The 14,382-nt window shown below is 35.4% G+C and carries 14 protein-coding genes; all 14 read left to right on the top strand.

The features are described 5' to 3' along the window. Positions 1-219 precede the first annotated feature (219 nt). The 14 genes from FFM65_RS09760 to FFM65_RS09695 all read left to right on the top strand — a co-directional run bounded on the left by FFM65_RS09760 (position 220) and on the right by FFM65_RS09695 (position 14,365). The gene (locus FFM65_RS09760; RefSeq protein WP_119318566.1) at positions 220-972 is read left to right on the top strand and encodes an ABC transporter ATP-binding protein; all 753 of its coding nucleotides are present in this window, start codon (positions 220-222) and stop codon (positions 970-972) included. A gap of 11 nt (positions 973-983) precedes the next feature. Continuing rightward, positions 984-2,774 carry an FtsX-like permease family protein gene (locus FFM65_RS09755; RefSeq protein WP_119318567.1) on the top strand — a complete coding sequence of 597 codons (1,791 nt, stop codon included), beginning with the start codon at positions 984-986 and terminating at the stop codon, positions 2,772-2,774. Between the two features lie 374 nt (positions 2,775-3,148). After that, positions 3,149-3,886, top strand: a complete 738-nt coding sequence (locus FFM65_RS09750; protein ID WP_119318568.1) for an amino acid ABC transporter ATP-binding protein — start codon at positions 3,149-3,151, stop codon at positions 3,884-3,886. A 12-nt stretch (positions 3,887-3,898) separates the two neighbouring features. Continuing rightward, a complete protein-coding gene (locus FFM65_RS09745) occupies positions 3,899-4,726 on the top strand; it encodes a glutamate ABC transporter substrate-binding protein (RefSeq protein ID WP_119318569.1) in 828 nt (275 codons plus the stop codon). Continuing rightward, positions 4,723-5,361, top strand: a complete 639-nt coding sequence (locus FFM65_RS09740; protein WP_119318570.1) for an amino acid ABC transporter permease — start codon at positions 4,723-4,725, stop codon at positions 5,359-5,361. Before FFM65_RS09745 ends, FFM65_RS09740 begins: the two co-directional genes overlap by 4 nt. Positions 5,362-5,373: 12 nt before the next feature. Then, positions 5,374-6,027: an amino acid ABC transporter permease gene (locus FFM65_RS09735; RefSeq protein ID WP_119318571.1), complete on the top strand. Its 654-nt coding sequence runs from the start codon at positions 5,374-5,376 to the stop codon at positions 6,025-6,027. A gap of 386 nt (positions 6,028-6,413) precedes the next feature. Next, the gene (gene nhaC, locus FFM65_RS09730) at positions 6,414-7,829 is read left to right on the top strand and encodes a Na+/H+ antiporter NhaC (RefSeq protein ID WP_119318572.1); all 1,416 of its coding nucleotides are present in this window, start codon (positions 6,414-6,416) and stop codon (positions 7,827-7,829) included. A 193-nt stretch (positions 7,830-8,022) separates the two neighbouring features. Next, on the top strand, positions 8,023-8,934 hold the full coding sequence (locus FFM65_RS09725) for an efflux RND transporter periplasmic adaptor subunit (RefSeq protein WP_119318573.1): 912 nt from the start codon (positions 8,023-8,025) through the stop codon (positions 8,932-8,934). Positions 8,935-8,946: 12 nt separating this feature from the next. Further along, a complete protein-coding gene (locus tag FFM65_RS09720; RefSeq protein WP_119318574.1) occupies positions 8,947-9,624 on the top strand; it encodes an ABC transporter ATP-binding protein in 678 nt (225 codons plus the stop codon). Next, on the top strand, positions 9,617-10,768 hold the full coding sequence (locus FFM65_RS09715) for an ABC transporter permease (protein WP_119318575.1): 1,152 nt from the start codon (positions 9,617-9,619) through the stop codon (positions 10,766-10,768). Before FFM65_RS09720 ends, FFM65_RS09715 begins: the two co-directional genes overlap by 8 nt. Before the next feature lie 8 nt (positions 10,769-10,776). Further along, complete coding sequence (locus tag FFM65_RS09710; RefSeq protein ID WP_119318576.1) at positions 10,777-11,229, top strand: hypothetical protein; 453 nt, start codon at positions 10,777-10,779, stop codon at positions 11,227-11,229. Between the two features lie 107 nt (positions 11,230-11,336). Next, positions 11,337-11,825: a prolyl-tRNA synthetase associated domain-containing protein gene (locus tag FFM65_RS09705; RefSeq protein WP_119318577.1), complete on the top strand. Its 489-nt coding sequence runs from the start codon at positions 11,337-11,339 to the stop codon at positions 11,823-11,825. Positions 11,826-11,841: 16 nt separating this feature from the next. Then, positions 11,842-13,533, top strand: coding sequence for an FAD-dependent oxidoreductase (locus FFM65_RS09700; RefSeq protein ID WP_119318578.1), 1,692 nt, complete (start codon positions 11,842-11,844; stop codon positions 13,531-13,533). A 100-nt stretch (positions 13,534-13,633) separates the two neighbouring features. Then, on the top strand, positions 13,634-14,365 hold the full coding sequence (locus FFM65_RS09695) for a hypothetical protein (RefSeq protein ID WP_119318579.1): 732 nt from the start codon (positions 13,634-13,636) through the stop codon (positions 14,363-14,365). Positions 14,366-14,382: the final 17 nt, after the last annotated feature.

Genomic DNA, 14,382 nt, shown 5'->3' with positions numbered 1-14,382 from the left:
CTCAAAATAGTGCCGGCAGCGTTCCAGCCAATCACAGAACTTGTGTGGAAGACGGCAATTTGACACTAACAAATTTCAGAAAGGATATCTTTAATATATCTTCAATATTATATCGCTTTAATTCAGACTTACAAAAGTGTAAGAAGATGTAAGGAGAATCGAACGACCTAAAAGACATTAACCATTATGATAGATATATCAAATGGAGGGAAGCAAAAAATGCAAAAAATCGTCGAAGTACAAAACATTGAAAAAATTTATGGAAAGGCCGGAGAAAAACAATTTAAGGCCTTGTCAGACGTTAATTTTGAAGTAAAACCCGGCGAATTCGTTGGAATTATGGGTGCTTCAGGTTCAGGTAAAACTACCTTATTGAATATTTTATCTACATTAGATACTCCTACTAGCGGAAAAGTTCAAATTGCCGGTCAGGATATTACTAAATTAAACAACAATCAAATGGCAGATTTTCGAGCTAATAAAATTGGATTTATTTTCCAAGACTTTAACTTACTAGAAAATCTAACAGCTTATGAAAATATCGCTTTGCCATTAGCATTACAAAATAAATCAGCTAAAACAATCAAACCGGCAGTTTCCAGTATTGCTGAAAAATTAGGCTTAACAGAGATTTTGAATCACTATCCAACTGAATTATCCGGTGGTCAAAAACAACGTGTTGCGGCTGCTCGTGCTTTGGTTCATGAGCCTTCAATCGTCTTCGGAGATGAACCAACTGGTGCTTTGGATTCCAAGAGTGCTCGTGCTTTGATGGATACTCTAACAAAGATTAATCGTGAAGATAAAGTTTCAATTTTACTAGTAACTCATGATCCATTTTCAGCTAGTTTCTGTGATCGGATTTTATTCATCAAAGATGGTGAAATCGGTCAAGAATTGAAGAAGGAAGATTCAAGTAGAGCTGAATACTATCAAGAAATCCTAGATTCATTAGGAACATTTGCAGAATAGGGGAGGAAAATATGTTAAACAAATTAGCTTTAAGTGGCATCAAGCATCGTCTACGTGATTACAGTGTTTTGTTTTCTGGTTTGATGATTGCTTCAGCCATCTTTTATATGTTTATGTCGTTAGCCACGAATAAGGCTTTCTTAAGTTCAAATTCCCCAGCCTCAGCTACTAGTTTCATCTTTGCCTTTGGGATTGTTCTTTTAGCAATTATTACTATCGTTTACATCAATTATGCCAACACTTTTCTGTTGAGTATGCGTCAAAAAGAGTATGGGATGTTCATGATGCTCGGCGCTAAGAGTAGTAAAATTTCCAAAATGATTTTCGTTGAAACCTTTGCAATTGGTGCTATTTCAACAATTATCGGTACTTTGATCGGTATCGTGGCAACAAGCTTCGTCAGTCGCTGGTTGGTTAGTATGCTAGATATGCAAATCAAGCACTTCAGTAGCTTTTATCTACCAGCTTTAATTTGGACTTTTGTCTTCTTCATCGTTATATTCATTTTCTCTGCACTAAGAAATTCAATTTCCCTACGTAGAACTAAAGTTTTAACGTTATTGAACCGTGACAGTCAACCAGTCAAAATTAAACGTAACGGCGTTTTGAAAGCTGTTCAAGCTGTTTTAGGTTTAATTTTATTGGCCATCGGTTACTTCACAATGTACTTCTCAGGTAATAATCCAGGTGCTATCTATGTGGGAATTCCGGTCGCCTTAGTAACTATCGTCGGTGGTTCATACTTCACAATTAATGCTTTCGTTACTTCATTGATTGTTATGTTGAAGAAAAATACAAAATTCTCTCAAAAGGGATTGAATAACTTTACACTTTCGCAATTGAGTTTCCGAATCAATGATTATACAAAAATCCTTTCAATGGTTTCAATTATGTTCGCTCTAGCTTTGGGTGCTATTACGGTTGGACTTGGTTTCAATAATCAAATCGACAATGTTGTAAATGGTCAAAATTATTATGACGTGCAATTAACTAATCCAGATGCAGCTCAAAATAAGCGTGTAAAGAGTTTAAACGTTAAAGAAAAAGTTACTTACAATTACAAAATTGATGGTAAAAATGTTTACTATCGTGCTAGTGAATTTAAGAAACAACCGCTAGGTTATGCAAAAATTGACATTAATACGATGAAATCTAGTTTCAATAAATCATCTGATTTAAAGAAAAATACTAATGCCCAATATGAATTAATGAATACTAGATTGCCACAGACTAGAAATATGGAAACAAAATTTGTCAGTGATCAAGAATATGATGCTATTAACAGTCCTGCAACTACGACTGTGTTAGTTAAAACCAATTCATTTAAAGACAATTTATCTGAAATCAAAGCTATTTCTAAAGCTGAAAACAAGCGTTATCCAGTTTTGAAACAAACAGCTAGCGATAAGTTTGCTGCTTATACTATGATTAATGGTTTCTTTTCCGGACTAGAATTCATGGGATTCTTCTTAGGAATTGCCTTTCTAGCTATGTTGGCAAGTTGTTTGATGTTCAAGATCTTGTCTGGTGCCAACAGTGACGTTAAGCGTTACAACATGCTTTATAAGATTGGTACTAAGCCTAAAATGTTACGTTCGACTATCAATAAAGAAATTGCTGTCTTGTTCTCAGTTCCAGCAATCTTAGGAATTATCCATGTTTTGATTGGTTTGCAATTATTCGTGAAAATCTTGTATCAACCATACATGCACATTGAAATTCCATTTGCTATCTTCATCGTCTTGTATCTTGGTTATTACTTCTTAACGAGATATCTTTACAAGAAGATCGTTTTAAAATAAGCTTTACAGTTCCTTTCCGAGGAACTGAGCACGACTGGTATTGACCTATCGTGCTCAGCTTCTCGGAAGAGAAGCACTCCCCCCTTAATAATTATTCGAAATCCTCAACAAATTTCGTAAATTAAATCCACATTCTCACGTAATGTGGATTTTTTTGATTGTTCGAAAAAATTTTTTTACGAAGATTAAAAGATTACTAACAATGTCATAATGCCCGTATTATGGAATTTATAAGTAATTATTATTTGGCTTTGGAACCGAACATTTATTTCACAAAATAACTTTTTGTTGCTAAATTTCCGAAAAACTATTAGAATTTTCTTAATAAAAAAAATTAAATTAAATTTTTGTTAATGAAGAAGGGAGAATTAAATATGTCAATGATCGAATTCCGTGACGTACAAAAATATTATGGTAATTTTCATGCTTTAAAAGATGTTAACTTGAAAATTGACAAAGGGGAAACGGTAGTTTTAATCGGGCCCTCTGGTTCTGGAAAAAGTACCTTGGCTAGAACGGTTAATGGTCTAGAGACAATTCAAGAAGGTCAATTGATCGTCAATGGTCATGACATAGCCGATAAAACAACCGATATCAATTTGATTAGAAAAGATGTCGGAATGGTTTTCCAACACTTCAATTTATATGCCAATAAAGATGTTTTAGAGAATATTATGTTAGCTCCAAGAATCGTTTTGAAATTAGACGAAGAGGAAAATAAGAAACAAGCGATGAACTTATTAGACCAAGTTGGGTTGGCTGATAAAGCTCACAATATGCCATCACAAATTTCTGGTGGACAAAAACAACGTGTGGCGATTGCTAGATCTTTAGCGATGAAACCTCGTTGCATGCTCTTCGATGAACCAACTAGTGCTTTGGACCCAGAAATGATCGATGATGTTTTGAATGTTATTAAGTATGTTACTAACCAAGGTGATATGACGTCTTTGATCGTTACTCACGAAATGGGCTTTGCACAAGAAGTAGCCAATCGAGTTATTTTCATGGACCAAGGTCAAATTCTAGAAGATGAGCCAACAGATAAGTTTTACAATCATCCTGATAATGAACGTGCTAGACAATTCTTGAGTAAAATTATTAAACACTAGGGGGTAGTAGTTATGAAACGACTGAAATATTTAATGTTGATGATTACTTCTTTACTACTCTTGTTTACCTTATCAGCCTGTGGGTCAAAACCGTTGTCTTCTCAAAATATACTCGAAAATGATAGACAGAGTAAGACTATAACTTGGGGCGTTAAAGCTGATACCAAATTATTAGGTTTGATCGATGTTAAAGATGGTAAAGAAAAAGGTTTTGAAATTGATTTGGCGACAGCTTTGACTAAGAAGATGCTCGGTAAAGATGCCAAAGCTAAATTTGTTACCGTTACATCACAATCGCGTATTCCACTACTAAAAAACGGTAATATTGATGCTATTATCGCTACAATGACCATAACGCCGGAACGTCAAAAAACAATTGATTTTTCTAATTCATACTTCGATGCCGGACAGTCATTGCTGGTTAAAGATAATTCGTCGGTGAAAAAAGTCGAGGATTTGAACAATAAAACTATCATTGGGGTAGTTGGTTCAAATTCAGTTGAAAATGTTAAAAAATTTGCTCCAAAAGCTCAAGTGCTCCAATTGCCGGATTACGCTCAGGCTTTGACAGCCTTGAAATCAGGACAAGGTGATGCTTTAACGACTGATAACGTTATTTTAGCCGGTATGGCTGTCAATAATCCAGGCTATAAATTACAAGGTAAAGCCTTTACGACTGAACCTTATGGTATTGGTATCAATAAGGGACAAGATGACTTTAGAAAAGCGGTCAACAAGGCTTTGAAAGAAGTACAACAAGATGGAACTTATAACAAATTGATTGTTAAGTGGTTTGGAAATGTTCCTGGATTTAACTATAAGGAGGTGTTACGCAAATGATAAATCTATTATCTAGCAACTGGCATGCCTTTATTAGCGGATTCGGTTGGACTTTGTTATCCAGTGTTTTGGCATTGTTTTTCAGTTTGATCATTGGCTCATTGTTTGCCATTTTGGAGGTTGTTCCCAATAAAATTTTGCGAATAATCGGTAATGTTTATGTTGAAGTTTTCCGTAACATTCCTTTATTGGTTATAACGATGTTTTTCTACTTAGTAATTCCGTTGTATGTTGTCAAAATCAATGGTTTCACGGCTGGTACGATTGGATTGACGATTTATACTTCAGCTTTTATTGCGGAAACGGTCCGTGCTGGGATCAATTCCGTTGATATTGGTCAAATGGAAGCTGCCCGCTCACAAGGGATGACCTTCTGGCAAGCTATGCGTTATATCGTTTTGCCACAAGCCTTTAAATATGTCATTCCACCATTAGGAAATCAATTCGTTAACTTGGTCAAAAACTCATCAGTTCTAGCTTTCGTGGCTGGATTTGATTTGATGTATCAAGGTAATGCGATAGCTTCACAAACTTTTGAAACTGTTAATACGTATATAATCGTTGGCTTGTTCTACTTAGTTATTACTTTGCCAATTAGTTACTATATGCAACATCTAGAAAGAAAATTAGCTTAGGAGGGGTAAATTATGCAAAATTGGATAGATGCTTATTCATGGATAAATATTAGATTTCTTCTCCAAGGCTTGTCAGTAACGATTTTGATCTCCGTTATATCGGTGGTCCTAAGTTTTATTTTTGGTTCAGTTTTGGGGATTGTGCGTTACAGTAAGATTCCTTACTTATCAAGAATTATCGGTTTTGTGATTGATGTTATCCGTAATTTGCCATTGCTACTGATCATCTTCTTTGTTTACTTTGGTTTGCCAGCTTTCGGGTTTAAACCAGATACGATTCCAGCCGCAATTTTGGCGATGACAGTCTTTGAATCGATGATGGTTGCTGAAATTATTCGTTCAGGAATCATGGCGGTCGATATTGGTCAAATGGAAGCTTCCAGAGCGATGGGAATGACTTTTACTCAAGCAATGTGGCATATCGTTTTACCACAAGCTTATAAAAAGATGATTCCAGCTTTAGTTAGTCAATTTATTTCACTGATCAAGGATACTTCTTTGGCAACTATCATCGTGGTTCCTGAATTGATGCAACATGGTCAAGTTGTTTATGGACAAGATCCTAATTACATCATTCCGGTCTTTGTAGCTATGGCCTTGATGTACTTTGTTGTTTGCTATGCTTTGTCATTGTTATCTAAGTATATTGACCATAAAATGGCATAAAAAAATTAATTAAGGTTGACAGAATAATTTAAGCCTGTTATTGTTGGTGTCAATCAAATAAACACATGTAAGTGTCTGAATCAATTAGTAATGCATCTGGGTGTAAGAAAGCCGGTGGTTGATGCGAACCGGTCAGGGTGTAGTTATGAAATACCAGGCATGACTTGGTTTTCCAAGCGGAATAAGAGAGCCGTTATTCTCAAGAGTGGAGCAATAGTTTATTTAGACTATTCTCAAGCTGGGTGGTACCACGGTAAATCGTCCCTGTTGCATAATTGCAGCAGGGACTTTTTTTATACAAAGGGTGAGAAAATGATGCATACTTGTGGTGGTAATCCTCGATATTAATTTTGTCGGATTAGATAGAAATAATTGGAGGAATTAGGATGAATAAAAGTAAAAAGACAGTCAGTTTTAGAGAAGCAATCTCTATTTTAGTAGTCATGTTAGTTATTTTAGGTTTGGGTGTTATCAAGTTTGGTTTGTCACCTCAAACACCAGTTTTAGTAGTTATTGGACTATTGATCTTGTGGTCAAAAGTTCGTGGCAGTAGTTGGGATGAAATTTTTGACGGAATCTCTGATGGGGTTCGTAATGGTATTATTCCCATTTTCATTTTTATTTTAATTGGTTCATTGATCGGTACTTGGATTGCTGCCGGAATTATTCCATCAATGATGGTTGCCGGTTTCCATATGATTTCCGCTCAATGGTTCGTGCCATCAGTTTTCGTTGTTTGTGCCTTGATTGGTACTTCCATCGGTAGTGCCTTTACCATTGTTTCAACTATCGGTATTGCACTATTCGGAATGGGCCAAACACTAGGTATGAATCCTGCTTTAGTTGCCGGAGCTATCATTTCAGGAGCTATCTTTGGTGATAAGACTTCACCACTTTCAGATTCAACGAACTTGGCTTCAGCTATTGCCGAGGATGATTTATTCGCTCACATTAAAAACTTGATGTGGACTACAATTCCCGCATTTTTGATCTCATTAGTTCTTTACACCTTCCTAGGTAATGCTGGTTCTACTAATAATCTCGGTAAAATTGATACGACATTGAATGTATTGAATAGCCACTTCTTCATTTCTTGGTGGGCCATTTTGCCAATTGCTTTATTGTTTATTTGTTCAATTATGAAAATCCCAGCTGTCGCAACATTATTGTTAAATATTACCGTAACAGTCGGAATGATCTTTATTGAAAATCCTAATACTCAAGTAAAAAGTGTTGCTGGATTTATTGAAAATGGATTCGTATCAAAAACAGGTAATGCTAGTGTTGATGCTTTATTGACTCGTGGTGGTATTAGTTCCATGATGGGTACAGTTTCATTGATTTTCTTAACGCTTTCCTTGGGTGGCTTATTAATGAAGTTTGACGTCATTCAAACTGCTATGAAGCCTCTAGCAGAAAAACTTCAATCAAATGGTTCAGTCGTTACCGCTACGATCCTTTCGGGTATTGGAGTTAATATCTTTGTTGGTGAACAATACTTATCAGTTATCCTTCCCGGTAAAGCTTTCAAGGAAACATTCAATAAACGTGGTCTCGATAACTTAGCTTTGAGTCGTGTACTTGAAGATGGTGGTACTGTAATTAACTACTTGATTCCTTGGGGAGTTGCTGGTGCTTTCGTTGCTAATACCTTAGGTGTACCAACCTTGTCATTTTTACCATTTTGTTTCTTCAGCCTCCTATCACCAATCCTTTCTATCCTTAGTGGATTCACTGGTATTGGTTTAAAGAAGTTGGACAAGACTAAGGCTAATAATAAGAAAGTTGCCGAATTGGCATAAAAAATATTTTTACAATTAAGAGAAAATCTGTAAACGCTAACTGTGTTGCTACGACTAATTTCTCATAATTAATTCTTAAAAAATAGAGCAGAGGTGCTCTATTTTTTTGTCTTCTAAATATTGACATAACAGTCTCTTTTGGCTAGTTTAATGATTGTTATGCTGTTTTTAAAAGCAAATTAGGGAGATTATTATGAAGAAAATCAAAATCGCCATTTGGGGAATCAACGTTGTTTTAGTGGCAATTATCCTCTTTTTAGTTATGGGAAAAGGAATGAATAATAACAGTGCGGATAAGACTGAAGAAACTTATACTGTTCGTACTGATAATAGCAATTATTTTAATGGAATTGTTCAAGAAAATGATAAACAAGCAGTCAGTGACCAACCGAAATCGGAAGATGAAACCTTGGCTTCTACGAGAGTAATTAATGGTCAAAAGGTTACTAAAGGACAAATTTTATTTACATTTTATCGTGATATGAGTAGTGATTTAGCTAGTGCTAATAGTGAAATTCAACAAGCACAATTAGCTATTCAAGACTACAATTCATCAGATAAAACCACTGCCGATAAAATTGAATTAAGCAAGAATCAAGAAGCTTTGGCCTTAGCGCAAGCTAAATTAAACAAAATCAGCAAAGCTCAGAATAGAACTGTTACGGCACCTATTAGTGGAACTTACTATAAGGATGATTCTGGCAGAAGTTACATCTATGGTTCACCAGTGATCCAAGGAAACGTAAATGAATATAGCTTGAGTAAAATCAAATTAGGTCAAAATGTGACTGTTATCAAGAATGACGGTACGAAGATTTCTGGTAATTTTCAACAAAAAGATGCTATTCCTTATAGCACTCGTAATGTTTCTTACTATCACTTTAGAGTTGCGACTGATGCCAAATTATCTTATGGGATGCACGTTCAAATTAAGACTGAAGCTGATGGCTACAAGATTCCTAAAAATGCACTTTGGGCAAGAAACACAGTTAAAGTTTTAGAGAATGGTAAAAAACATAAAAAACACGTCACTATTAAGAAGAAAGACCAAAATTACTACATAATCGACGGTCTAAAAGCTGGCGACAAGATAGTTTTGAAATAAGGCGGTGAAATGATGCTAAAAGTTACTGATGTAGGTAAGGCTTATGGCGAATTCACTGCTTTGAAAAATATCAATCTGGAAGTTAAAGATGGTGAGTTTTTAGCTATCATGGGACCTTCTGGATCTGGTAAGTCAACTTTGATCAATATTTTAGGATTGCTTGACCAAAGTTACACTGGTGAATATTTGCTAGGAAACAAGAACTATCAGGCTGTAAACGACAATGAATTATCACAAATTCGTGGTGATCGATTGGGATTTGTCTTTCAAAATTTCAAATTGCTTTCAACGTATACAGTTTATGAAAATATTGAAGTGCCATTAATTTACAGTAAGAAAGCTCAAAACAACAAGCACCAATTGATTGAATCAGTGATCGAAAAAGTCGGTTTAAAAGGTAAAGAAAAGAATTTACCAACGGAACTCTCTGGTGGACAACAACAAAGAGTCGCAATTGCTCGAGCCATTGTTAACCGGCCTAAATTAGTTATCGCTGATGAGCCAACTGGAGCTTTGGATTCAAAGACTAGTAAAGAGATTATGGATATCTTTGAAAAATTGAACCAAGATGGAACAACAATCATCATGGTTACCCACGATAGCGAAGTGGCTGAACATGCCATGCGTACAGTTTATATTCGTGATGGTCGACTATATAACGATGAAAAGAGTGTGAAAAATCATGACTGATAAAATTTCAATCGCACTCAAATCAATTACTAAAAATAAAAATCGTAACTTCTTGACGATGTTAGGAATTATCATTGGTATCGCTAGTGTTATTTGTATTTTAGCGATTGGTGATGGTTTCACGCACACTGTTACTAAAGGAATGGGTAGCCATAACGTAAGCAATAAAGTTACTTTGCAATGGGAATCTAAGTCCGTTTACGATACTGACGGAGGTTTCACTAAAAATGATGCTTCAGCTTTAAGCAGTATCGAAGGCGTTGATCACGTTAATTTAGCAAGTAGCGTTGTTGAAGCTGCAGCAAAGGTTCAATATAAAACTAAAAATGTCAGTATCGGTTTGAACAAACAACCAAAACATTTAAAGCTAGTCAAAGGAACGTATTTGTCGCTAGATGGCGATACTAATGGTGTTTATATTTCGGAGTATTTAGCTCATAAATTATTTAAAAAGAATGCCCTTAATCGTTTAATTTCTATTGATGGGACAGTCTTCGTAGTCCAAGGAATTTATCGTATAGGAACGATGGATTATCGCCCTGACGCTTATGTTTCTGAGACAACTTTCAAACAGTTATTTGCGAACCAAATTTCTAAAGATCAAGCAAAAATATATGTCACTTCTGATGCCAACAAAAAACAAGTTGGTAAAAAAGCCACTAAATTGATGAAGAAGATTGGCGAACAGAAGAAAACTGGTACATATTCAGTTTCAAATCCGGATCAAATCAGTAAACAATTTACTAAGATTCTCAATGATATTACTTACTTCATCGCCTTTATTGCGGGGATTTCCTTGTTGATTGCTGGTATTGGGGTTATGAACGTGATGTACATAACGGTCTCAGAACGCCGTAAAGAAATTGGAATCAGACGTGCTTTCGGTGCTACATCAGGCGATATTCGCAATCAATTCCTAATTGAAAGTGTCGTTCTTTGTATAATTGGGGGAATTATTGGAATTATTTTCGGTTATATTTTTGTAAGCATCATCAATGCCTTCTTGCCATTCAAAGCCGTTATAACGCCTTATGCAATTATTTTGTCGTTAGCGGTATCGACAGCGGTTGGTTTAATCTTTGGTTTTATTCCTTCCAATAAAGCAGCTAAGTCAGAATTAGTCGGATTGTTGAAGGAAGAATAGGGGAGAATATGAAAAAATTATATAAGTTAGATAAGTTGTCAGTACTGGGAATAGTTTTAATCAGTATTTTGATGACAGTTATTGAAATGATTGTTTCGGATCCAAACGTTGCACAAATGCCACAAATGGGTAAGTGGTTGAAATTATTGTTATATGTAATTGGTGCTGTTGTCACTTTTGCGATTGGTTATTGGTTATTTACGCTTTTATTGAGAAACAATGACAATTACAAAGTGAAATTGGTAATCAACTTGGCAATTGGTCTAGCTATTGAGGCTGTATTGATTACTATTATTTACTTGATTGCTAAGAAGACTAATGTATGGGTCAACGGAATCGCTGGAGTACTTGGGTTCGGAACATTAGCATTATTGAATTGGAAATTTTTAGAAGTACCTCAATCGGATAAAATTAAAATTAGTGTTTTGACGGGAATCTGGTTTATTTTAGCTTTGTTCTAAAGAAATATTCCGTCGTCTATAAAAAACTGTGGTGGATTCAACTGCCACAGTTTTTTTGTACTCTTTCTTGTTAAAATGAGAGTAAATGATTGTAAGAAGGTAAATATATGACACCATATGAGCAAGTGAAATCAAAATTAGATGAGTTAAATATTTCTTATGATATGGTTGAGCATCCTCCCGTTTATACGGCTGAAGAAGCAGACAAGTATATTGAAGGTAAGGTTGGAATTAGAACTAAGTCGCTTTTTTTGACTGATAATAAAAAACGCCGTTACTATTTGGTTTTTATGGATGATGATAAACGTCTTGATATGAAGCATTTTGCAGGACTTATCGGTGAAAAACATCTGAAGTTTGCCTCCGAAAAATTATTGATGGAAAAACTTGGTTTAAAGCCGGGTTTTGTATCGATTTTTGGATTATTGAACAACACCCAAAAGGATGTCCAAGTCTATTTTGAGAAGGATATTGTTGGTGATATCCCATTGACCTTTCATCCAAATGACAATACCAAAACGATGTTTATCAAGATGAATGATTTGCAGAAATTCTTAGATAGTTTAGGCTTCGGTTATCAAGTAGTGAGCATTTAATTAGGAGGGAATTTTTATGGATAATAAGAAGATCGTTATTGTAGGTGGAGTTGGTGGTGGTGCATCAGTTGCTGCCAGAATGCGTCGTTTAGATGAATTTGCAGATATTACGATGTTTGAAAAAGGTCCCAACGTTTCTTTCTCAAATTGTTCGTTGCCATATCATTTGAGTGGCGTGATTCCTAATGCTGATGACATTGTTTTGAAAACACCAGAACAATTCAAGAATCAATATAATATTAAAGCAGTAGTCAATTCGGAAGTGATTTCGGCTGATCCGAAAGATAAAACTGTTCGAGTTAAAAATACCGAAACAGGTGAAATTACCAAACATACTTATGACGAATTAGTCTTATCTCCTGGAGCTAAGCCAATCATGCCGACTACTATTAAAGGCATTGAAAAAGAGAATGTCTTCTCAGTTAGAAATGTCGTTGATATTAAGAAAATCCAAAAATACTTAACTGATAAAAAGGTGGCAGACGTTGCTGTTATCGGTGGAGGATTTATTGGTCTTGAAGTGTGTGAAAATCTTGTTGAAGCCGGGAAAAATGTCTCAATAATTGAAGCTAGCAGCCAAGTTTTACAGACGTTGGATGATGATTTTGCTCAACTCGTCCATAAAAATTTATATAATCATGGCGTTAATTTGATTCTGGATGATGGATTATCAGAAATCTCTGATACAGAGGTAACTTTGGCTTCAGGTAAGAAAATTAAAGCCCAGGCAGTTATCATGGCAATTGGCGTTCAACCGGAAACTACTTTAGCAACTAAAATAGGCTGTAAGTTGGGATCGACCGGCGGAATTGTAGTAGACCAACATTTTGAAACTTCGATACCACATGTTTATGCTGTCGGAGATGCTATTGAAGTTACTAATCGTTTGACTAGAAAGAAAACTCGCTTAGCTTTAGCCTTTCCAGCTCAAATTCAAGCTAGGGACGTAGCTGATCACATTTATGGACGCAAAGTTAACAATCGTGGTGTCATTGGAACTTCAGTAATTCACTTGTTTGATTTGAATGTTTCTTCAACGGGATTGACTGAAAAAGTTTGCCTTTCTGAAGGAATAGACTATCGTTGTGCCATCGTTATACCACAAAACCGTGTCAGCATAATGCCTAATACGTCACCAATCTTCTTCAAATTGATTTTCGCCTATCCGAGTGGTGAAATCTTAGGAGCTCAAGCTGTTGGTCAATCTTCGGTCGATAAGCAAATCAATGTCATTGCAACAATGATTTCAATGAATGGGAATATTTCTGATTTAACGCATTTGGAATTGGCATATTCTCCATGGTTTAGTACAGCTAAGAATGCTGTGAACATGGCTGGTTTAGTTGCAGAAAATATCTTAAATGGGGAATATCCAACTATTCCCGTTACTAAAGTCCGTCAACTAGTTGAAAATGATGCTTTTATTATTGATGCTAGAGAGCCAAATGAGTATCAAGCTGGACATATTATCAATGCCGTCAATATTCCATTAAGTCAGTTTCGTCAAAGACTTGATGAAATTCCAACTGACATTCCAGTTTATATTCACTGTCAATCCAGTCAAAGAAGTTACAACATGGTTCGAGCCTTGATCAATCGGGGCTTTACTAATATCACCGGTATCTCAGGTTCATTCTTGGAACTAAGTAATTATGAATATTTCAAGGATCAAACGACCGGTCGAAAACCAATTATTACTATGGAGTAGCTTTTATAATTTTTTTACAAAATAATTAGTGATTAATATGAAATAATTGCGGTACAACGGTTGTCTTAGACATGCGATAATTAAAGCGAGGGGATGACCGATGAAAAAAATACTAATTATTTTGGTGGCATTGAGCGTTATGCTACCGTTATCTGCGTGTAGTGTAAAATCAGCGCGCGAAAATCAATCTAAACAAGTTCAATTGTTGAAAAAGAATAAAAAAGCGTGGGAAAAAGAGATTGCGGATGCAGATGTGATTCAAAGTGACGTTTTAAAAGATGAATCAACGTATGTTGGGACAACTTTGAATCAATTGAAGAATCATAATCAGGCTTTAATTAAAGGTACAGTTGTTAATTTAGAAAAAATGCACAGCCCTAAAAATAGAGCCTACACTAAAGCAACAATTCATATCGATAAAGTTCTTAGTGGCGATAAGGCACTCCAAAATAAGACTTATTTCGTAGCTCTAAATGGAGGAGTTGTTTCGTTTGATCGTTGGTATGCCAATATGAGTAAGCCAAAAGACTTTGACCATAAGATGTTGATCAAACACGATGAATTTCCGCTACCTGATATCGGTTCAGAGATTATAACAGGATTGATGCCGATACATCTGGATGAACCTTTGGAATACAATACAGCCTTGAAGCAGAGTGGTTTTACGATTAATAATTCCTTTGCTATTGATGGTGCAAAGTATAATTTCTGGGTTAAAGATCCAAAGACAAAAAAATACCAATTGAATAATCCTACTGTGAAAAAAGCGGATAAACAATTGGTACATGAATTAGATAAATTAACTGATAAAATAAATCAAAAATATAATTAAAAAAACGTTACTCAAAA

The organism is Companilactobacillus formosensis (genome assembly GCF_005405305.1).
Lineage (GTDB): Bacteria > Bacillota > Bacilli > Lactobacillales > Lactobacillaceae > Companilactobacillus > Companilactobacillus formosensis.
The sequence above is the reverse complement of the archived record's forward strand: the minus strand, read 5'-3'. Positions and strand labels throughout refer to the sequence as shown.